General features: G+C 60.7%; 19 protein-coding genes. 3 read left to right on the forward strand and 16 right to left on the reverse strand.

The window, feature by feature from the left end; genetic code table 11:
* Window positions 1-3: 3 nt before the first annotated feature.
* The 9 genes from HB780_RS25865 to HB780_RS25905 all read right to left on the reverse strand — a co-directional run bounded on the left by HB780_RS25865 (window position 4) and on the right by HB780_RS25905 (window position 10,656).
* On the reverse strand, window positions 4-735 hold the full coding sequence (locus tag HB780_RS25865; RefSeq protein WP_183690358.1) for a nucleotidyltransferase family protein: 732 nt from the start codon (window positions 733-735) through the stop codon (window positions 4-6).
* 75 nt (window positions 736-810) lie between these two features.
* Window positions 811-2,322: a tRNA (adenosine(37)-N6)-threonylcarbamoyltransferase complex ATPase subunit type 1 TsaE gene (gene tsaE, locus HB780_RS25870; RefSeq protein ID WP_183690360.1), complete on the reverse strand. Its 1,512-nt coding sequence runs from the start codon at window positions 2,320-2,322 to the stop codon at window positions 811-813.
* Complete coding sequence (locus tag HB780_RS25875) at window positions 2,319-4,826, reverse strand: PAS domain-containing sensor histidine kinase (protein ID WP_435693930.1); 2,508 nt, start codon at window positions 4,824-4,826, stop codon at window positions 2,319-2,321. The genes tsaE and HB780_RS25875 overlap by 4 nt, the downstream gene beginning before the upstream one ends.
* Before the next feature lie 286 nt (window positions 4,827-5,112).
* Window positions 5,113-6,513: an adenosylhomocysteinase gene (gene ahcY, locus HB780_RS25880; protein WP_183690364.1), complete on the reverse strand. Its 1,401-nt coding sequence runs from the start codon at window positions 6,511-6,513 to the stop codon at window positions 5,113-5,115.
* A 186-nt stretch (window positions 6,514-6,699) separates the two neighbouring features.
* Entirely contained in the window at window positions 6,700-6,978 is a 279-nt protein-coding gene (locus tag HB780_RS25885; protein WP_183690366.1) for an HPr family phosphocarrier protein, read from the reverse strand.
* 19 nt (window positions 6,979-6,997) lie between these two features.
* Window positions 6,998-7,399, reverse strand: coding sequence for a PTS sugar transporter subunit IIA (locus HB780_RS25890; RefSeq protein ID WP_042475150.1), 402 nt, complete (start codon window positions 7,397-7,399; stop codon window positions 6,998-7,000).
* 152 nt (window positions 7,400-7,551) lie between these two features.
* Window positions 7,552-8,004, reverse strand: a complete 453-nt coding sequence (locus HB780_RS25895; RefSeq protein WP_183690368.1) for an HPr kinase/phosphorylase — start codon at window positions 8,002-8,004, stop codon at window positions 7,552-7,554.
* Window positions 8,001-9,836, reverse strand: a complete 1,836-nt coding sequence (locus HB780_RS25900) for a sensor histidine kinase (RefSeq protein WP_286203069.1) — start codon at window positions 9,834-9,836, stop codon at window positions 8,001-8,003. Before HB780_RS25900 ends, HB780_RS25895 begins: the two co-directional genes overlap by 4 nt.
* 88 nt (window positions 9,837-9,924) lie before the next feature.
* On the reverse strand, window positions 9,925-10,656 hold the full coding sequence (locus HB780_RS25905) for a response regulator transcription factor (RefSeq protein WP_191997512.1): 732 nt from the start codon (window positions 10,654-10,656) through the stop codon (window positions 9,925-9,927).
* A gap of 348 nt (window positions 10,657-11,004) precedes the next feature.
* Here HB780_RS25905 and HB780_RS25910 point away from each other — a divergent pair, with 348 nt between their 5' ends.
* Complete coding sequence (locus HB780_RS25910; protein ID WP_183690372.1) at window positions 11,005-12,615, forward strand: phosphoenolpyruvate carboxykinase; 1,611 nt, start codon at window positions 11,005-11,007, stop codon at window positions 12,613-12,615.
* 122 nt (window positions 12,616-12,737) lie between these two features.
* A complete protein-coding gene (arfB, locus tag HB780_RS25915; protein WP_183690374.1) occupies window positions 12,738-13,172 on the forward strand; it encodes an alternative ribosome rescue aminoacyl-tRNA hydrolase ArfB in 435 nt (144 codons plus the stop codon).
* A 67-nt stretch (window positions 13,173-13,239) separates the two neighbouring features.
* On the opposite strand, the gene HB780_RS25920 is transcribed toward arfB, so the two are convergent.
* The gene (locus tag HB780_RS25920; protein ID WP_183690376.1) at window positions 13,240-13,560 is read right to left on the reverse strand and encodes a hypothetical protein; all 321 of its coding nucleotides are present in this window, start codon (window positions 13,558-13,560) and stop codon (window positions 13,240-13,242) included.
* A 214-nt stretch (window positions 13,561-13,774) separates the two neighbouring features.
* Here HB780_RS25920 and HB780_RS25925 point away from each other — a divergent pair, with 214 nt between their 5' ends.
* The gene (locus tag HB780_RS25925; protein WP_183690378.1) at window positions 13,775-14,383 is read left to right on the forward strand and encodes an alpha-ketoglutarate-dependent dioxygenase AlkB family protein; all 609 of its coding nucleotides are present in this window, start codon (window positions 13,775-13,777) and stop codon (window positions 14,381-14,383) included.
* Between the two features lie 7 nt (window positions 14,384-14,390).
* Here the strand turns inward: HB780_RS25925 and coaA are convergent, their stop codons facing one another.
* The 6 genes from coaA to HB780_RS25955 form a co-directional block, all read right to left on the reverse strand.
* On the reverse strand, window positions 14,391-15,386 hold the full coding sequence (coaA, locus tag HB780_RS25930) for a type I pantothenate kinase (RefSeq protein ID WP_183690380.1): 996 nt from the start codon (window positions 15,384-15,386) through the stop codon (window positions 14,391-14,393).
* A 6-nt stretch (window positions 15,387-15,392) separates the two neighbouring features.
* Window positions 15,393-15,707, reverse strand: a complete 315-nt coding sequence (locus HB780_RS25935) for a phosphoribosyl-ATP diphosphatase (RefSeq protein ID WP_007698556.1) — start codon at window positions 15,705-15,707, stop codon at window positions 15,393-15,395.
* A 14-nt stretch (window positions 15,708-15,721) separates the two neighbouring features.
* Complete coding sequence (gene hisF, locus HB780_RS25940) at window positions 15,722-16,510, reverse strand: imidazole glycerol phosphate synthase subunit HisF (RefSeq protein ID WP_183690382.1); 789 nt, start codon at window positions 16,508-16,510, stop codon at window positions 15,722-15,724.
* Entirely contained in the window at window positions 16,507-17,256 is a 750-nt protein-coding gene (gene hisA, locus HB780_RS25945) for a 1-(5-phosphoribosyl)-5-[(5-phosphoribosylamino)methylideneamino]imidazole-4-carboxamide isomerase (protein WP_183690384.1), read from the reverse strand. The genes hisF and hisA overlap by 4 nt, the downstream gene beginning before the upstream one ends.
* An 84-nt stretch (window positions 17,257-17,340) precedes the next feature.
* Entirely contained in the window at window positions 17,341-17,991 is a 651-nt protein-coding gene (gene hisH, locus HB780_RS25950; protein ID WP_183690386.1) for an imidazole glycerol phosphate synthase subunit HisH, read from the reverse strand.
* A 2-nt stretch (window positions 17,992-17,993) separates the two neighbouring features.
* Window positions 17,994-18,476, reverse strand: coding sequence for a DUF2628 domain-containing protein (locus HB780_RS25955; RefSeq protein ID WP_183690388.1), 483 nt, complete (start codon window positions 18,474-18,476; stop codon window positions 17,994-17,996).
* Window positions 18,477-18,479: the final 3 nt, after the last annotated feature.

Genomic DNA, 18,479 nt, shown 5'->3' on the forward strand with positions numbered 1-18,479 from the left:
GTCTCACGCAAACGCCCGGAAAGTCCGGATCGTTTCCTCCGCCTCGCCGACCGCCTCCGGCGTGCCGACAGTCAGCCAATGACCGTCGAGTATCGTGCCGTAAAGCCGGCCCTTGGCGATCGACTTGTCGTAATAGGTATTGACGTTGAAGGCATCATCAGGCGCATCGTCAAGAACGGCTGGGGTCATGACCAGCGTACCCGCATAGACGACGCCATTCTGAGCGACATCGCGATAGCGCGAAAGCCGGCCATCGTCAGCCAGGCCGAAATCGTTCTTGCCATTATGGCCGGTGGTCTTTTCGAGCGCGACACAGAGCATGGCCATGTCCATGCGCTCGGCATCGAAGAATCCGGCTAAGCGTTGCAGATTGGTGGGGCGACCCTGTGTTTCACCGATCCAGAACAAATCTGAATTCATGACGAAAACCGGGTCACGGCCCAGAAGCTTCAGCCCCTTGGCCAGCCCACCGCCATTGTTCATCAACGCCTCCCGCTCGTCCGAAATCAGGATTTCGAGCTTGCGGTAATTGCGCAGATGCGCCTCCATCTGGTCGGCATGGTGATGGACATTGACCACTACTTGCTCGACGCCGGCGTCTGCCAGCGCATCCAGCGCATAGTCGATCATCGGCTTGCCGGCGATCCTTACCAGCGGTTTCGGGATGGTGTCGGTGATCGGGCGCATACGGGTTCCGAGCCCCGCGGCCAGCACCATGGCTTGTTTGATGGTCATCTCGTCTCGAACTCGTGATTCGGCTGCTGTCTTCCTTTAGCATAACGCCGGAAAACCGTCGCCCGGTCTCGAGGGCTATGCCTCGCCTATCCCGGCCTTCGCGCACCAGTCGCGCAAGGGGGCGAGCGCCTCATGCTCGAAAGCAATGGCGAGATAGCTGAGTGTGCGCGGCATATGCTTCAGGTAGCCGGGCTTGCCGTCGCGCTGCAATAGCCGCACCCAGAGGCCGGCAAGCTTGCAATTGCGCTGCGCCGACATGATCGCCCAGCTCTTCTGGAAGCCGGCTTCATTGAAATTGCCCTGCGCATGTCGAAGCGTGAGATAGTCGGCCATCAGCTGGTCGTGCAGCGGACGCTCGATGGTGACGCGCGCATCCTGGACGATCGAAGCGAGGTCGTAGGCAGTCGGCCCGATCATCGCATCCTGGAAATCGATGAGGCCGACGCGCTGGATGCCTTTTTCCTTTGCCCGCCAGATGAGGTTGGGCGAGTGGAAGTCGCGCAGCAACAGGCTCTTTTCGGCACCGTCCAGTTGATCGATCAGAGCGTCCCAGATCGCCAGATAGTCGGCGCGCTCTTCGTCGGTGGCGGGTGTGCCGCGTTTCCACGGCAGATGCCAGTCGATGAGCAACCGCGCTTCCATCTTCATGGCCGTGCGGTCGAAATCGGGGACGTGATGGATATGGTTCGGCGTGACCGGAATATCCCGTGGAATAGTCAGACCGTGCAGATGCGCGAGACAGGCAACGCTGGCGCGATAGCGCTCGACAATCGGCCTGCCATCATCGTCGAGCACGCCGTCGGTGCCGAGATTCTCGATCAGCAGGATGCCCTTGTTGTAATCGACCGCAAAGACCTCCGGGGCGGCAAAGCCGTTTTTATGCAATTCATTGGCGATCGCCACGAAAGGATAGGCGTCTTCGGCCAGATGCGCGACCTTGGGATAGGGCTTGCCGTCGAGCACCGCCGGTCCCTCCGGCAGGCGCGGCCAGTCCATCAGGATCACTTGGCTGCCGCCGTCCTGCGGATAGATCGATTCATAGGCGCGCAGTGACGCATCGCCCGTCAGGAACCGGCGCTCGGCAGCCGCATAGCCGTTGGCATCGAGAAAAGCGCGGATCGCCAAAACGCGCTGGATGCGGGCCAATTGCTTGGCAGGCGCCGTTATCGTCGCCCGGCGCCCTTCGCCCTCGTGCTCCAGCTTGAGGTCGATGCGCTCTCTCGGCAGCTCGCTCTCGGCCATCTCCGGCCATTCCACCAGGCAGATGCCGGTTTGCAGCGCTTCGTCAAAGCCGAGTTCGGCCAGTTCGCTCGGATCGCCGAGGCGATAGAGGTCGAAATGCGAGACCGGAATGCGCAGCTCGTAGGATTGCACCAGCGTGAAAGTCGGGCTTGGCACGTCGAGTTCGGTGTCGTCGGCCATGGCGCGCAGGAGGGCGCGGGCAAGCGACGATTTCCCGGCGCCGAGATCACCCGACAGCGCCACGCAGTCGCCGGCCCTTAGCGCCAGCGCCAAATCCTCGCCGACCCGGGTGGTCGCTGCGTCGTCTGCCAGGAAAAGGGAGATGCTGGTGTTTGCTGCTGTCATTCTGCTGCGACGGAGTGCGGCGATTCGGCGGAAGGGATCCGGCAGTTGACCGTGGTTCCCTTGCCTGGCTGGCTTTCGATCGAGACATGGCCGTCATGCAGGCTGACGAAGCTTTCGACGATGGAGAGGCCGAGGCCCGCGCCGCTGCGTTTGCCGCCCTTGCCGTTGGAGGCAAAGCGTTTGAACACCGTGCGCATGATCTCTTCCGAAATGCCCGGACCCTTGTCGGCGACCGAGAAAACGAAATCAGTGCCGTCACGCGCGCATTTGAGCGCGATGGTCGATCCTTCAGGCGCGAAATTGGCGGCGTTGGTCAGAAGCTTGAGCAGGATCTGCTTCAGCCGCTGTTGATCGGCGACGACGGAGCCGAGATGGGCGGGGACGGTGATTTCCAGCGTCACGCCGCTTTCCTGCAGCCGGTCGGCGATCTGCATCGACACTTCGTCGAGAAGGTCGTCGAGCGCAATCTCGGAATAGTTCAGCCGCATGATGCCGGCATCGACGGTCGCCAGATCGAGAATGTCGTTGACCAGCGTCAGGAGGACTGCGGACGAAGTGGAGATATGGTCGATATACTCCGCCTGCCGGTCGTTCAGGGAACCGATGCCGGGCGTTTTCAGGAGATCGGTGAAGCCGATGATGTTGGTCAGCGGCGAGCGCAGCTCGTAGGACACATGCTGGACGAAATCGTTCTTCAGCTCGTCGGCCTTCAGCAGCGCTTCGTTCTTTTCGGTGAGCGCCCGCTCGGCCCGCACGCTGTCGGTCTTGTTGACGAAGGTCAGCATGGTCTGCGCGTTCGGCAGCGGAATGACGGCATAGTCGAGGACGAGGTTGGAATAGAGCTCCAGCGTGCCCTGCGACGACGGACGTTCGTCGTCGAAGCTGGTGATCTGCTCGGCAAAGCGTTTCCAGCCATCCGGCCGGTCATAGGAGGGCGTGCAGGCTTCGGCCAGCGTCTGGATATGCGTGCCGGGCTTGGCCTGGATTTCGGTGATGTTCCACAGGATGCGGAACGCCGGGTTGGAGAGGCGAATGCGGCCATCGGGGCCGAACACGGCCACACCTTCGGAGAGATGGTCGATGGTCTCGCCCTGCACCTTGACCAGCGTATTGTAGCGCGTTTCGAGATCGACCTGCTCGGTCAGGTTCTCGAACACCCAGGTGGCGCCGCCTTGCGGATGGGCGGTGGCGAAGACGCGGAGAATCTGGCCGTTCGGCAGGTGCCAGAGGTCGGTTTGCGTGTCGAGCGCGCGGTAGACGGAGAGCACGCCGTCTTTCCAGGTCTTCCAGTTCAGTTGCTCCGGCAGCTTCTTGGCGCTGCGCAACCGGTCCAATAGCTCACTGTTGTCCGGCTTCTTCTCGAGGAAGGCGATATCGAATTCCCAGAGCTGAACGAAGGCCTGATTGTAGAATTGCAGCCGCCGGTCGCCGTCGAAGATCGCAACCGGTGTTGCCAGATGATCGAGCGTTTCGGCGTGGCTCTTCAGTGTACGTTCCAGCTCGGCGCGCACGGTCTCCGTTTCAGAAACGTCGATGGCCATGCCGGCCGAACCGCTCGGCAACTTGACGTCGACGACGTCGAAGAAGGTGCGGTTGCCGTGAACGACGGTGGAAATCTTGTCGTGGAAGGGCGATTCCGGTGTGGCGGAGGCGCGAATGCGCTCGCGGGCGATGGTGGTCAGGAATTCGCGGCTTTCGCGAATAGCCTCATCCGGCGACACGGCCTCGACCGCTTCGCCATAGGCGTGGTTGACCCAGGTGAGCTGGCCGTCGGCGTCGCGTTGCCAGACCGGCAGGTCGATGGCGTCGAGCAGGTTCTGGAAGGCGGAGATCGAAGTCATCAGCCGTTCGCGCTCGATCTTCAGCTCGGCCAGTTCGGCGCGCAGATTGTTGAGCGCGATGAAGCGGACGAAAGCGCGACCGCCGGAGATGCGGCCCTGCGCTTCCAATATCTCTTCGCGGTTCGTTTCGACCACGATGTCGAAGCTCTGGCCATTGCCGCGCAGCTTGTCGATCGCCTTTTCCAGCTCGCCGGCCGACCAGGATTTCAGCCAGCGGCCGAAAGCGAGAAACTCGTTGTCCTGCGGCGCGCCGGTCTCGACGGGGAGCTGGCCCAGCAGCTCCGGCCGTGCGTTTTGGCCGTCCCAGATGATAATGCGGCGGTTCTTGTCGGCGATCAGCGCCTGATATTGCGAGATGCGCTGGTTGGCATCGGAGAGCGCCGTGCGGATTTCGCGGCTCTCGCTCTCCAGATTGCCGCGCTGGCGGACCATCCATACGGTCGACAGCAGCGCCGCTGAAATCACGCCGATGATGACCGAAAACACGGCCATTTCGGAGGAGGTGAAGAGGCGGACTACCGTCGGCGAGGTCGAAATGGTCTGCGCAAGAACTGGACCCGCCAGGCCGGTTGCGATGCCGCCGAAAATGCTGAGGCGCAACAAGCGCGCCAACGAGGCCAATGGGCGGATATCCCTGCGCCGCTTCATCCACGGCAAAAGCATATTTGCGCCGCCCTGCCATCGCCGCGCGGATGCCTTTTCGGGCATTGCCGACTCAAGCAGGTTGTCGTTCGCTTCAGACATAAGCGGTCTGTCTCCGTCCCATAATGTGCCGCATCTCGACAAGACATCCCATTTTCATGGCTCCGGGCATGCCCCGGTTCGTCACGAATCAAGTCTAAAAACAATACCGCCTAAGGGAATCGTCGGGAAGGGAGTCGGCCAAAAAATAAGCCCCGGCATTTGTCAATGCCGGGGCCACAAGATGTTGTGGATATAGATCGTAAGATTAGTATCTGTAGTGGTCAGACTTGAACGGGCCCTGCGTTGAGACGCCGATATACGCAGCCTGCTCGCCAGAAAGCTCGGTTAACTTCACGCCGAGCTTGCCAAGATGCAGGCGCGCAACCTTTTCGTCGAGATGCTTCGGCAGCACATAGACCTGGTTCTGGTATTGGTCGGGCTTGGTGAAGAGCTCGATCTGCGCCAGCGTCTGGTTGGTGAAGGAAGCCGACATGACGAAGGACGGATGGCCGGTGGCATTGCCGAGGTTCAAGAGGCGGCCTTCGGACAGAAGGATGATGCGGTTGCCCTTGGCGAACTCGATCAGGTCGACCTGCGGCTTGACGTTCGTCCACTTGAGGTTACGCAGTGCTGCAACCTGGATCTCGTTGTCGAAGTGGCCGATGTTGCCGACGATCGCCATGTCCTTCATCGCGCGCATATGGTCGATGCGGATGACGTCCTTGTTGCCGGTGGTGGAGATGAAGATGTCGGCGCTGGAGACGACGTCTTCGAGCAGGACCACTTCATAGCCGTCCATCGCAGCCTGGAGCGCGCAGATCGGATCGACTTCCGTGACCTTGACGCGGGCGCCGGCGCCCGAGAGCGAGGCAGCCGAACCCTTGCCGACGTCGCCGTAGCCGCAGACGACGGCGACCTTGCCGGCCATCATCACGTCGGTGGCGCGGCGGATGCCGTCGACCAGCGATTCCTTGCAGCCGTACTTGTTGTCGAACTTCGACTTGGTGACTGAGTCGTTGACGTTGATCGCCGGGAAGGGCAGCAGGCCCTTCTGGCTGAGCTGGTACAGACGGTTGACGCCGGTGGTGGTTTCCTCGGTGACGCCCTTGATGGCGTCGCGCTGCTTGGTGAACCAGCCCGGCGAAGCCGCCAGACGCTTCTTGATCTGTGCGAAGAGGATTTCTTCTTCTTCCGAATGCGGGTCGGAGAGGACATCCTCGCCGGCTTCGGCGCGGGCGCCGAGCAGGATGTACATGGTGGCGTCGCCACCATCGTCGAGGATCATGTTGGAGACGCCGCCGTCGGTCCACTGGAAGATCTTGTCGGTGTAGATCCAGTAGTCTTCGAGGCTTTCACCCTTGATGGCGTAGACCGGAACGCCGGAAGCGGCGATCGCGGCGGCGGCATGGTCCTGGGTGGAGAAGATGTTGCACGAGGCCCAGCGAACCTGAGCGCCAAGGGCGACCAGCGTTTCGATGAGAACGGCGGTCTGGATCGTCATGTGCAGCGAGCCGGTGATGCGCGCGCCCTTGAGCGGCTGCGTTTCGCCGAATTCGGCGCGGCAGGACATCAGGCCCGGCATTTCGGTCTCGGCGATCGTGATTTCCTTGCGGCCGAAGTCGGCAAGGCCGATATCCGCGACGATGTAGTCGTTTTCAGTGCTCATCAGAGGTCTCCAGCCTGAACGATGCAATCGCGCCTGGGCTAACGCCTCGGCCGAATGCAACAAAATTGCACGCTGACAGCGTGGTAGGATGATGCCGTGTAGCAGGCTTCAGGCTGGAAATCAATAATGATATAAAGAAGTCTTTATGTCTTTATATCCCAATTCGTGAGACCAAGCAGCGAGTGCTTACATCTCTTCGCCGAACTTGTTGGCTACGAGTTGGTCCAGCGCCTCGAGCGCTTCTGTAGCCTGCTTACCGCTGGCGGTTACCAGCACGCTGCAGCCTGGGCTTGCGGCAAGCATCATCAGGCCCATGATCGAGTTGCCGCCTACCGTGGTCCCGTCCTTCGAGACGGTGATGGTGGCGTCGTAGGCTTCGACGGTTTGTACGAATTTGGCGGAGGCGCGGGCATGGAGGCCGCGCTTGTTGATGATCAGAAGTTCCCGGGAAAGCGCTGTTGTCATAGGCGGGATGCTTGTCTCGTCATTTGCCGCTGAGTACGCGGCTGGCCACGTTGATGTATTTGCGCCCGGCCTCGGAAGCTTCGACCAGGGCCCGCTCCATGTTGTTGTCGCCGCGCACGCCTGCGAGCTTGATCAGCATCGGCAGGTTGACGCCGGCGATCACCTCGGTGTGGCCGCTATTCATGACGGAGATCGCAAGATTGGAGGGGGTACCGCCGAACATGTCGGTCAGGATGATGACCCCATGCCCATCGTCAGCGCTGGTCACGGCCTGCAGGATATCCTGCCGCCGCTTGTCCATGTCGTCTTCGGGACCAATCGATACCGTCTCTATGAACTTCTGCGGACCAACGACATGCTCGACCGCATGCCGAAACTCTTCAGCCAGCTTGCCATGAGTGACAAGCACAAGTCCGATCATGATATTACTGCTCCCATCGCACACGCAAACAGGTGGGCCATATCGCAATGCAGCAATGTCGTCCACCAGTGGGGGGACATCTTGGCGATGAAAAGACGAAGTGCAAGCTTAAAATACGATAATTGCGCGGTTGTAGAGGCGAGAATGGCCGATTAATCTAAATCCACAGCGATTTTTGCCATAATTACGGCGAGCGGATTAACCGATATTGCCGAGAGCCGGATCAGCGGCAGACAGATGGATCCGGTGACATCGACCTGCTCATTCTCGGGCGGAAGCCGCTCCGCCGTTGCCGGATCGACAGGGCGTATGGCGAAATGCATTTCGGCCTCAGAAACATGCGCAAGCCGGACAATACCGGTGTAGCGTATCTCCATCAGGCCGGCGATCGAAGGCGGGCATTCGGCGATGACGGCGCCGTCCCGACGCGTGATAAAAACCTGATCGTCGGCGACCAAAGCGGCGGCAAGGCCGAGCGGCTTGGCGGCGGCGAGGCAGGAAAGGGCAAGCGAGGATTTGCCGCTGCCCGAGGCCCCAAGAAACAGCAGGCCGGTCTTGCCGACGACGATCGCCGTTGCGTGGACGTTGGTCGTCTCGGTACTCATGCCGGTGTTTCGGCGGGCAGCGAGAGGATGAAGCGAGCGCCGAGCAGCGTCGTCCCGTCGGCATCGACGATGTTTTCGGCGCGCAGCGACCCGCCATGCGCCTCGGCGATCTGCCGGCTGATCGACAGGCCCAGACCCGAATTCTGACCGAAATCTTCCACTTCCGGCCGGTCGGTATAGAAGCGCTCGAAGATGCGGTCGATATTTTCCGCCTGGATGCCCTGGCCGTTATCCTCGATATAGATGACGCAGCGCGTTCTCGTGCGCGTCAGCTTGACCGTGATCTTTCCCGTCTCCTTGGCAACGAAGGAGCGAGCGTTTTCAATGAGATTGGTAATGATCTGCCCGATGCGCAGGTCATGGCCGTTGGCGGTGAATTTGGTTTTCGCGCCGGGCTTGCGGTCGACGATATATTCTATTTCGACCGACTTCTTGCTGTGTCCGACCTGCCGGGAAATATCGATCATGTCGCGCAGCAGAACTTCGAGGTCGAGGGATTTCTCGTCCGAGCGGGCGAGTTCGGCATCGAGGCGCGATGCGTCGGAGATGTCGCTGATCAGCCGGTCGAGACGACGCACATCATGCTGGATCACGTCCATCAGCCGCTTCTTGGAGTCGTCGCTTTTGGCGAGCGGCAGCGTTTCGACGGCGCTGCGCAGCGATGTCAGCGGGTTCTTCAACTCGTGGCTGACGTCGGCGGCGAAACTTTCGATCGCGTCGATGCGGTCGTAAAGTGCCGTGGTCATTTCGCGCAGCGCGATCGACAGGTTACCGATTTCGTCCTGGCGGGCGGAGAAATCGGGGATCTCCTCGCGCTCCTTGGCGCCACGACGCACGCGGATCGCCGCGGCCGAAAGCCGGCGCAGCGGATTGGCGATCGTCGAGGACAAAAGCAGAGACAGGACGACGTTGACCAGCGTCGCCACGCCGAAGACGCGCATGATCGCCAGCCGCTCGGCATGGACGATCTTGTCGATGTCGCCGGCCTGGGTTGAGAGCAGCAGCACGCCGAGCACGGCGCGGAAACGCTGGATGGGAACGGCGACCGAGACGATCAGCTCGCCCTTTTCCGTGGTACGCACGACAGCACCACGCACGCCGGTCAGCGCATTCATCACTTCCGGATAGATCGAGCCGTCGCCACCCGGCGCTTCCTTATAGACGGGCAGGTTGCCCGGTTGCAGCATCTTGTTGAGCAACCCGCTGAACCAGTCGGACCAGCTCTGCTTCTCGTCATCGACCGGCGGCAGGTCGTAGCGCAGCACCTGACCGCGCGAATAGAGATGGCGGCTGTCGAGCAGCAGGTTGGCGTCGGCGTCGAAGATGCGGGCGCGGGTGCGCGTCGGCGAGATCAGCCGCGTCAGTACGGGCGCTACCTTTTCCGGGTCGATCGGGAATTCCAGGTCCTCGTCGTTCGGGACAGGCGTGATGCTCTGGCCGGCCTGGAGCTCCAGCAGCTTCTGCGGGTCGATGGTGATGGAGTTGGTGTCAACGGAGGCGGACGCAGAGACGGCGCCGGCGATGATTTCGCCCTGGGTCAGCAGGCTTTCGACACGGGCGTCGATCAGCCCTTCGCGGAATTGATTGAGATAGAGGATGCCGCCGACGAGAACGACGAGGGCGGCCAGATTGAAAAACAGGATGCGCCGGGTCAGGCTCGAAAAGACGGCATTGCCGAAGATGCGGCGGATCAGCGTGAAAGGATGAGTCCATCGACGGCGGGCGGCTCTGGCACCGCTCGGGTTTTCTGCGTCGTCGATATCTCTGTGCTGCACCAGCTGTGCCAAGCCAACGGCCCTTTCGAAGAGCGGGATCGTCGATCCCGCCCGCATGCTCTTATTCCATTGTCCGCCGCATGGTCTAGTTAGCTATTCGAGCATGATGCCGAAAGTGTAAGCGGTTTCCGGACGACATCCGGCTCTAGGCAGCTTCGCGGAAGCGATAGCCGACGCCATACAGCGTTTCAATCATATCAAAATCGAGATCGACCATCTTGAATTTCTTGCGCAGCCGCTTGATGTGGCTGTCGATGGTGCGGTCGTCGACATAGACCTGCTCGTCATAGGCGGCGTCCATCAGGGCGTCGCGGCTCTTCACGACGCCGGGGCGCTGTGCCAGCGAGTGCAGGATCAGGAACTCGGTAACTGTCAGCGTCACCGGCTCGCCTTTCCAGGTGCAGGTATGGCGTTCCTGGTCCATGACAAGCTGGCCGCGTTCCAGCGAGCGGGCCTGCTGGGTGGCACCCGGCTTCGGGGCTGTGCCGCTGCCGACATTGTTTGCTGCTTCGCGGGCGGAGGCGCGGCGAAGCACGGCCTTAACGCGCTCGACCAGTAGGCGCTGCGAGAAGGGCTTGGTGATGAAGTCGTCGGCGCCCATCTTCAGGCCGAAGAGTTCGTCGATTTCCTCATCCTTCGAAGTCAGGAAGATCACCGGTATATCCGACTTCTGTCGCAGGCGGCGCAGAAGCTCCATGCCATCCATGCGCGGCATCTTGATATCGAAGATTGCCAGTTGCGGCGGCCGGGCGAGCAGACCATCGAGCGCGGAAGCACCGTCGGTGTAGGTTTCGACCTTATATCCCTCGGCTTCCAGGGCAATCGACACGGAAGTCAGGATATTGCGGTCGTCATCTACGAGCGCGATTGTCAACATGGTGTTCGTCTCCGTCATTAGTGCGCATCTCCCGGATTTGGAATCCAGCCCAGGTGGGTTGCCAGCTCGTTGGCGATAACCTGGCGCGCTTATGGGGGTAAAGGTGGAACAAATTGTGGCAAAGATAAAGGGGTAGATTGTCGAGCCCGAAAAACCCTGATCAGGAGTTGTGCGACGAAACGTCCCGATGGCGCACATTCAAACGATTTAAAATTATTGATATTTATCTAAATCGATTAAATGACTGATATCATTCGATATTTCTCGTTATTTGCTCTTGTGCTTTTAAAAAGACGCCGCTACGTTTGATTTAGTTTAACGGCCACGGCCCTGTAGAGGAATGAAGCGATGGAGCAAATCGGCGTCCGTAATCCCGCAATCGAACTCGACTCGATCGGCCTGGGAGCCGCCGCTAGCGTGCGCTATAACCTCTTGGAGTCCCACCTGTACGAGGAAGCGATTCGTCGGCGCGAAGCCGATCTGACCGCTCATGGCGCGCTGAGGGCATTGACCGGGCAACATACCGGCCGTTCGCCGAAGGATAAGTTCGTCGTCCGCAACGCCGTCACCGAAGACCAGATCTGGTGGGACAACAACAAGCCGATGTCGCCGGAGCATTTCGCACTGCTGCACAAGGACATGCTGGCGCATGTGCACGGCAAGGATCTGTTCGTCCAGGACCTAATCGGCGGCGCTGACCACGATTACGCCCTGCCGACGCGGGTCGTCACGGAATTTGCCTGGCACTCGCTGTTCATCCGCAATCTTCTCATCCGCCCCGAACGCTTGACGCTGGAAAGCTTCGCGCCGAAGCTGACGATCATCGACCTGCCAAGCTTCCGCGCCGATCCCGAGCGTCATGGCTGCCGCACGGAAACAGTGATCGCCTGCGACCTCGTCAACGGCATCGTCCTGATCGGCGGCACGTCTTACGCCGGCGAGATGAAGAAGTCGGTCTTCACCGTGCTGAACTACCTCCTGCCGGAACGCGGTGTCATGCCGATGCACTGCTCGGCCAATGTCGGGCCGGAAGGTGATGCGGCGATCTTCTTCGGCCTGTCAGGCACTGGCAAGACGACGCTGTCGGCCGATCCAACGCGCACGCTCATCGGTGATGACGAACACGGCTGGGGTGAAAACGGCATCTTCAACTTCGAAGGCGGCTGCTACGCCAAGACCATCCGCTTGTCGGCCGAGGCCGAGCCGGAAATCTATGAAACCACTCGCCGCTTCGGCACCGTGCTGGAAAATGTCGTGCTCGACGAGCATGGCGTACCGGATCTCGACGACGGCTCGCTGACGGAGAACACCCGCAGCGCCTACCCGCTGGAGTTCATCCCGAACGCCTCGGAATCCGGCATGACCGGTCATCCCGGGACGATCATCATGCTGACGGCTGATGCTTTCGGCGTTATGCCGCCGATCGCCAGGCTGACGCCGGAACAGGCAATGTACCACTTCCTCTCCGGCTACACCGCCAAGGTCGCCGGCACGGAAAAGGGTGTCGTCGAGCCGGAAGCCACCTTCTCGACCTGCTTCGGCGCTCCCTTCATGCCGCGCCATCCGACCGAATACGGCAATCTGCTCAAGGAGCTGATCGCTCGCCACGGTGCCGGCTGCTGGCTCGTCAACACCGGCTGGACCGGCGGTGCCTATGGCACGGGCCGACGCATGCCGATCAAGGCGACGCGCGCGCTGCTGGCCGCCGCTCTGAAGGGTGACCTCGACAAGGCCGAGTTCCGCATAGACCCGAATTTCGGGTTTGCCGTGCCGGTTGCCGTCGAGGGCGTCGACAGCGCCATTCTCGACCCGCGCTCCACCTGGGCCGATGGTCAGGCCTACGATGCGCAGGCAGCCAAGCTGGTGCAGATGTTCGTGTCGAACTTCGCCAAGTTCGAGGACCATGTCGACGGCAACGTTCGCGACGCGGCACCGGGATTGCGCGCCGCGGCGGAATAATCGGCCGCATCGCATTGATGACTCACGTGAAACCCCGGCAGCTGGTCTGCCGGGGTTTCATTTTGCCGCCATGCTGTTTTCAACCGCCGAACAATATGGGATAGACAGGCGCGGAGAAAACCATGGCCAGCGACGCGCTTTACATCAACGACCGGATCACCATTGCCGGCTGGGAACTGACGGAACAATTCGTTCTGGCGGGCGGTCCCGGCGGGCAGAATGTCAACAAGGTCGCAACCGCTGTCCAGCTCTTCTTCGGTCTCGTGAATTCGCCGTCGCTCAACGACCGCGTCAAGGCCAATGCCGTGAGGCTCGCCGGCCGCCGGGTCTCCAAGGACGGCGTGCTGATGATCGAGGCCAGCCGTTTCCGCAGCCAGGACCGCAATCGCGAGGATGCGCGCGAGCGCCTGAGGGAATTAATTCTCGAAGCCGCCGTTCCGCCGCCGCCGCCACGCAAGAAGACCAAGCCAACCAAAGGCTCCATCGAGCGGCGCTTGAAGGAGAAATCCGGCCGCTCCGAGGTGAAGAAGATGCGCGGTAAGCCGGGCGGCGACTAGACTTCAGGCCGTGGTTTGTCTGAGCTTTCAAGCGAGTTTCGTGTCACCGCAGCTCCAATAGAGGACTTTAAGCGGCTGAATTCTCCGCCACGGGCTTAATCGGTAGATCGTCACCGGAAACATGAGCGCTAGAACCCATAACGACTATGCCTTGACCGACAATTCGCCCCGCGACCTCGCCGCTCAAAACGAAATTTCCGTCATTCACGACATTTCGACCTATCCTACCAGAAACCACAGCGTTTCCCCCGGCATCAATAACGAGCCCACCGAGCAGGCTTCCTGACGACACCAGCTTTCCGCCGCGTTTAACATGGGTAACTCCGGTGACAGTGTTGCTTGCAACCACAATCTTGGTCACAACCAAATCACCAATATGCTGGCCCATTTCAGTCACTCCCTCAACCATTCGAATAGATAGTAAGCGCAGCTTATGAATTTTCTAGCTTCTAGCAATAGGCTTCAATTGTCGCCTTCAATAGGCAAGTCGCCAAGTCGATGAGCGCGTGGAGCCAAAATTATTGGTAGCCTTTGCTACACAAGACCGCAAAAATGCAGCGACACGCATCTACCTGACCGGCACTACCCACAGGAAAACATCGATGCTTCTTCCCAACGGAATTCGCCCTCTGCCCGGCTATCTCGACCGGCCCAAACAGGAAGCCTTGGTCGAGGCCATCCGCGCTGTCGTTGCCGAGGCACCGCTCTACACGCCGGCCATGCCTGGCACCGGCAAGGAGATGTCGGTGCGCATGACCAACTGCGGCCCGCTTGGCTGGGTGACGGACAAGCAGCGCGGCTATCGTTATCAGCCGACCCATCCTGCTACGGGCAGGCCGTGGCCGGTGATCCCACCGCAACTGTTGGAACTTTGGAGCGATATAGCCGGCTATGAAAAGCCGCCCGAAGCCTGTCTCGTCAATTTCTACAATGACGATGCCCGCATGGGCCTGCATCAGGATCGCGACGAACAGGATCTGGCGGCACCCGTGCTGTCGATCTCGCTCGGCAATACCTGCCTCTTTCGCGTCGGTGGTCTCAACCGCAATGATCGCACGCTATCCTTCAAGCTCTCCAGTGGCGACATCGTCGTCCTCGGTGGCGAGGGCAGGCTCTGCTTCCACGGCGTCGATCGCATCCATCCGGCGACATCGACGCTCCTGAAAAATGGCGGGCGGATCAATTTGACGCTGCGGCGCGTCAATCCCTGAGCGGGCGTCAGAGCTTCCTCAGCGCTACCTGCTCGATCAGATGGTTCTTGCCCTTCTGCAGGATCAGGTCGGCGCGCGGGCGGGTCGGCAGGATGTTCTGGCGCAGGTTCTTCAGGTTGATGTTCTTCCACAGTCCCTCGGCAATCCCGAGCGCCTCTTCCTCGGTGATCGAGGCATAGCGGTGAAAGAAGGAGTGCGGATCGCGGAAGGCGGTTTCGCGCAGCCGCATGAACCGGGTGACATACCAATTGTGGATCAGCGGCTCGTCGGCATCGATGTAGATCGAGAAGTCGAAGAAGTCCGAGACCATAGGTATGATCTTGCCGTCGGCCGGCAGGTGCCGCGATTGCAGCACGTTGATGCCTTCGAAGATCAGAATATCCGGCCGGTCGACGGTCTTGTATTCGTCGGGCAGCACGTCATAGACGAGATGCGAATAGCAGGGCGCCTTGACGTCCGGCTGCCCGGCCTTGATGGCCGAGAGAAAGCGCAGCAGGGCGGCGGTATCGTAGCTCTCCGGAAAGCCCTTGCGCTGCATCAGGTTGCGGCGCTGCAATTCGGCATTCGGAAACAGAAAACCGTCGGTGGTGATCAGGTCCACCTTCGGGCTCGAAGGCCAGCGGCGCAGCAGTTCCTTCAGGATACGGGCTGTGGTGGACTTGCCGACGGCGACTGAGCCGGCGATGCCGATGACGAAGGGCGTCTTGGCGACACCGTTGAGGCTAAGGAACCGGTTGCGCTGTTCGAACAGGATCTGCGAGGATTCGACATGCGACGACAAAAGCCGCGATAGCGAAAGATAGATGCGCCGGACTTCGTCGAGATCGATGGGGTCGCCCATGGAGCGCAGCCGGGTCACTTCGTCGGCGGTCAAGGTCAGCGGTGTATCGGCCCGGAATTTCGCCCATTCCTCCGTGGAGAAGAAATAGTAGGGCGAATAGGCTTTCGCCTGAAAAATATCGAGCGTCTCGGGTGTGGTCGGGGTTTTGGTTGCTATTGTCATCGCGTTCTACCGGCTTGCCTTCTCCTGAAGGCCGGATTGAGCGGTGCGCCTTTCGAGCTCACCCATGACATTCTGCAACGGAATGCCTGCTATCTTCAATACGACCATGAGATGATAAAGCAAATCAGCTGCCTCATAGGTGAGATTGTCGCGATCGCCGGTCACGGCGGCCATCACGGCCTCGATCGCTTCCTCGCCCAGCTTCTTTGCAGCTTTCGGCTGGCCGGCGGCGCAAAGCTTCGCCGTCCAGGATTCCTCCGGCGGCGCCTTGGAGCGCTCGTCGACGATCCTTTCGAGGTCGGAAAGGGTAAATCCGCTCATCCGCCTTGTCCCTTCTAATCGAGCCGCATGGGGATGCCATGCTCTGACATATACCGTTTTGCTTCGCCGACCGAATAGGTGCCGAAGTGGAAAATCGACGCCGCGAGCACGGCGGTCGCATGGCCTTCCTTGATACCGGCGACGAGATCGTCGAGGTCGCCGACGCCGCCCGATGCGATGACCGGCACGCGCACGGCATCCGCGATCGCCCGCGTCAGTTCCAGGTCATAGCCGACCTTGGTGCCGTCGCGGTCCATGGAGGTGACGAGCAGCTCGCCAGCACCACGCTCGACCATCCTGCGGGCAAAATCGACGGCGTCGATGCCGGTCGCGTTGCGGCCGCCATGGGTATAGATCTCCCAGGCGCTCAGATTGTCGCCGCCGAGTTCTTGCGTACGCCGCCGTTTGGCGTCGATCGAGACAACGATGCATTGATTGCCGAACTTGTCGGCGGCTTCAGCGACAAAATCCGGATTGTTCACCGCCGCCGAGTTGATCGACACCTTGTCGGCACCGCACAGCAGCAGCTTGCGGATATCGGCGATCGCGCGAACGCCGCCACCGACCGTCACGGGCATGAAGCATTGTTCTGCGGTGCGGGCGACGACATCGAAGATCGTCTCCCTGTTGTCGGAAGAGGCGGTGATATCGAGGAAGCAGAGTTCATCGGCGCCAGCGGCATCATAGGCCTTGGCGGCTTCGACAGGATCGCCGGCATCAACGAGATTGAGGAAATTGACGCCCTTGACGACGCGGCCGTCCTTGACGTCGAGGCAGGGGATGACGCGGGCTTTCAAGGTCATTGCGCGATCTCCTTCGCCTTGGCCGCCTTGATCAGCGCCAGGGCCTCCTTCGGATCGATACGGCCATCATAAAGCGCCCGGCCGGAAATCGCACCCTCCAGTTTGCGGGCGTCCGGTTCGACCATGCGGCGGATATCGTCCATTGAAGCCAGCCCGCCGGAGGCGATGACGGGAATCGAAACGGCATCGGCCAATTCCAGCGTCGAAGCCCAGTTGATGCCGGTCAGAATGCCGTCGCGGTCGATGTCGGTATAGATGATCGCGGCGACACCGGCGCCTTCGAATTTCTTTGCCAGTTCGATGATGCCGAGTTCAGAGGCTTCCGCCCAGCCCTCGACCGCCACCTTGCCGCCCTTGGCATCGATGCCGACGGCGACATGGCCCGGAAACCTCTTGCAAGCCTCGATCACCAGCGCCGGATCGCGCACGGCAACGGTGCCGAGGATGACGCGGGTGAGCCCGCGTGCCAGCCAGTTCTCGATATGGTCGAGCGTGCGAATGCCGCCGCCAAGCTGCACCGGGTTCTTTGTCGCCTTGAGGATGGCGTCGACGGCAGCACCGTTGACAGTCTCGCCGGCAAAGGCGCCGTTGAGATCGACCACGTGCAGCCATTCGAAGCCCTGGTCCTCGAAGGCCTTGGCCTGGGCGCCGGGGTCGGGATTATAGACTGTCGCTTGGTTCATATCGCCGAGTTTCAGCCGCACGCACTGGCCGTCTTTTAGGTCGATGGCGGGGAACAAGATCATTTTACTTTTTCCGTTTCTTCCGCGCGAGCCTTAGGCATGATCCCGAAAAGTGTGAAGCGGTTTTCGGACAGGATCATGCGCACTCTAAGGCTTCCAGCGCAGGAAATTAGCAATTAGGGCGAGGCCGAGCTTCTGGCTTTTTTCCGGGTGGAACTGCGAGCCGGCCATGTTGTCGCGGCCGACGAAAGCGGTCATCGGCCCGCCATAGCCCGTCGTGGCGATGACGTCGTCGGCGTGATCGGCCGCCAGATGGTAGGAATGCACGAAATAGGCGTGCAGCCCATCCGGCCCGGTCGGAATGCCGTCGAAGAGCGGGTGTGGGTGCCTCAGATCCAACGTGTTCCAGCCGATTTGCGGAATTTTCAACGAGGGATCGCTTGGCGTCATCTCCTTGACGTCGCCCTTGATCCAGCCGAAGCCCTCAGTGATCGTCTTTTCCAGCCCGCGCGCCGACATCAGCTGCATGCCGACGCAGATACCGAGAAAGGGGCGGGCCTTGTGTTCCACGACGTCGATGACGGCTTCCGCCATGCCGGAAACCGCGTCCAGCCCGCGACGGCAGTCGGCATAGGCGCCGACGCCCGGAAGCACGATGCGATCAGCCGTGGCGACGCGTTCGGCATCGTCGGTCAGATCAATCTCGGCGTCGATGCCGGCTTCGCGGGCAGCGCGTTCGAAGGCTTTGGTGGCCGAACGCAGGTTGCCCGAGCCGTAGTCGATAATCGCGACGCGCATAATCAGCGTCCTCCGTCATAGCCGGGAAGACCGAATGTCGATCCGCCGTGGCCGGAATTATTGTTTGGATAGGAAGGAATATCCCAGCCGTTCGCGCGGATATTTTCCTGCGCTTTCGGCTCGATGCCCGAGAAATGGATCTCTTCAGCCGTCGCCAGATTATACGCCGAAACCAGCCCTTCCGCCTTCCATCCGGCGTCGGTAAGACGACGATAGGCGGCATGGGGGCCTTCGAGCGCGGCAAGGATGCGCACGCCGATGAGGATCGTGATACCGGCGGCGAAAAATCCCGGCTGGCGGATCAACTCAAGGGCGATGCCTTGCATCAGAAAGGCGGCGGCCGCATGCAGCCACAGCCGGTGGTAAAGCATCCACAGGCTCGGAAACAGAAACGCTCTCCAGGAAAAGCCGTCGCGGATGAAGCGCGTCTTGTCCTGGTTACCGTCCGGTCCTCCGGGTGGCGTCAAAATCAGATAGCTTGCCATCTC

This window comes from Rhizobium lusitanum, from assembly GCF_014189535.1.
Taxonomy (GTDB): Bacteria; Pseudomonadota; Alphaproteobacteria; order Rhizobiales; family Rhizobiaceae; genus Rhizobium; species Rhizobium lusitanum_C.

Excerpts from the sequence above, each read along its gene's own strand:
- hisA (WP_183690384.1), bottom strand. The coding sequence starts at position 17,256 with ATGATCTTGTTCCCCGCCATCGACCTAAAAGACGGCCAGTGCGTGCGG.
- HB780_RS25885 (WP_183690366.1), bottom strand. The coding sequence starts at position 6,978 with ATGACAACAGCGCTTTCCCGGGAACTTCTGATCATCAACAAGCGCGGC.
- hisH (WP_183690386.1), bottom strand. The coding sequence starts at position 17,991 with ATGCGCGTCGCGATTATCGACTACGGCTCGGGCAACCTGCGTTCGGCC.
- HB780_RS25875 (WP_435693930.1), bottom strand. The coding sequence starts at position 4,826 with ATGCTTTTGCCGTGGATGAAGCGGCGCAGGGATATCCGCCCATTGGCC.
- coaA (WP_183690380.1), bottom strand. The coding sequence starts at position 15,386 with ATGACAATAGCAACCAAAACCCCGACCACACCCGAGACGCTCGATATT.
- tsaE (WP_183690360.1), bottom strand. The coding sequence starts at position 2,322 with ATGACAGCAGCAAACACCAGCATCTCCCTTTTCCTGGCAGACGACGCA.
- HB780_RS25900 (WP_286203069.1), bottom strand. The coding sequence starts at position 9,836 with ATGCGGGCGGGATCGACGATCCCGCTCTTCGAAAGGGCCGTTGGCTTG.
- HB780_RS25865 (WP_183690358.1), bottom strand. The coding sequence starts at position 735 with ATGACCATCAAACAAGCCATGGTGCTGGCCGCGGGGCTCGGAACCCGT.
- HB780_RS25905 (WP_191997512.1), bottom strand. The coding sequence starts at position 10,656 with ATGTTGACAATCGCGCTCGTAGATGACGACCGCAATATCCTGACTTCC.
- HB780_RS25920 (WP_183690376.1), bottom strand. The coding sequence starts at position 13,560 with ATGGGCCAGCATATTGGTGATTTGGTTGTGACCAAGATTGTGGTTGCA.
- ahcY (WP_183690364.1), bottom strand. The coding sequence starts at position 6,513 with ATGAGCACTGAAAACGACTACATCGTCGCGGATATCGGCCTTGCCGAC.
- HB780_RS25955 (WP_183690388.1), bottom strand. The coding sequence starts at position 18,476 with ATGGCAAGCTATCTGATTTTGACGCCACCCGGAGGACCGGACGGTAAC.
- HB780_RS25890 (WP_042475150.1), bottom strand. The coding sequence starts at position 7,399 with ATGATCGGACTTGTGCTTGTCACTCATGGCAAGCTGGCTGAAGAGTTT.
- arfB (WP_183690374.1), top strand. The coding sequence starts at position 12,738 with ATGGCCAGCGACGCGCTTTACATCAACGACCGGATCACCATTGCCGGC.
- HB780_RS25935 (WP_007698556.1), bottom strand. The coding sequence starts at position 15,707 with ATGAGCGGATTTACCCTTTCCGACCTCGAAAGGATCGTCGACGAGCGC.
- HB780_RS25910 (WP_183690372.1), top strand. The coding sequence starts at position 11,005 with ATGGAGCAAATCGGCGTCCGTAATCCCGCAATCGAACTCGACTCGATC.
- hisF (WP_183690382.1), bottom strand. The coding sequence starts at position 16,510 with ATGACCTTGAAAGCCCGCGTCATCCCCTGCCTCGACGTCAAGGACGGC.
- HB780_RS25925 (WP_183690378.1), top strand. The coding sequence starts at position 13,775 with ATGCTTCTTCCCAACGGAATTCGCCCTCTGCCCGGCTATCTCGACCGG.
- HB780_RS25895 (WP_183690368.1), bottom strand. The coding sequence starts at position 8,004 with ATGAGTACCGAGACGACCAACGTCCACGCAACGGCGATCGTCGTCGGC.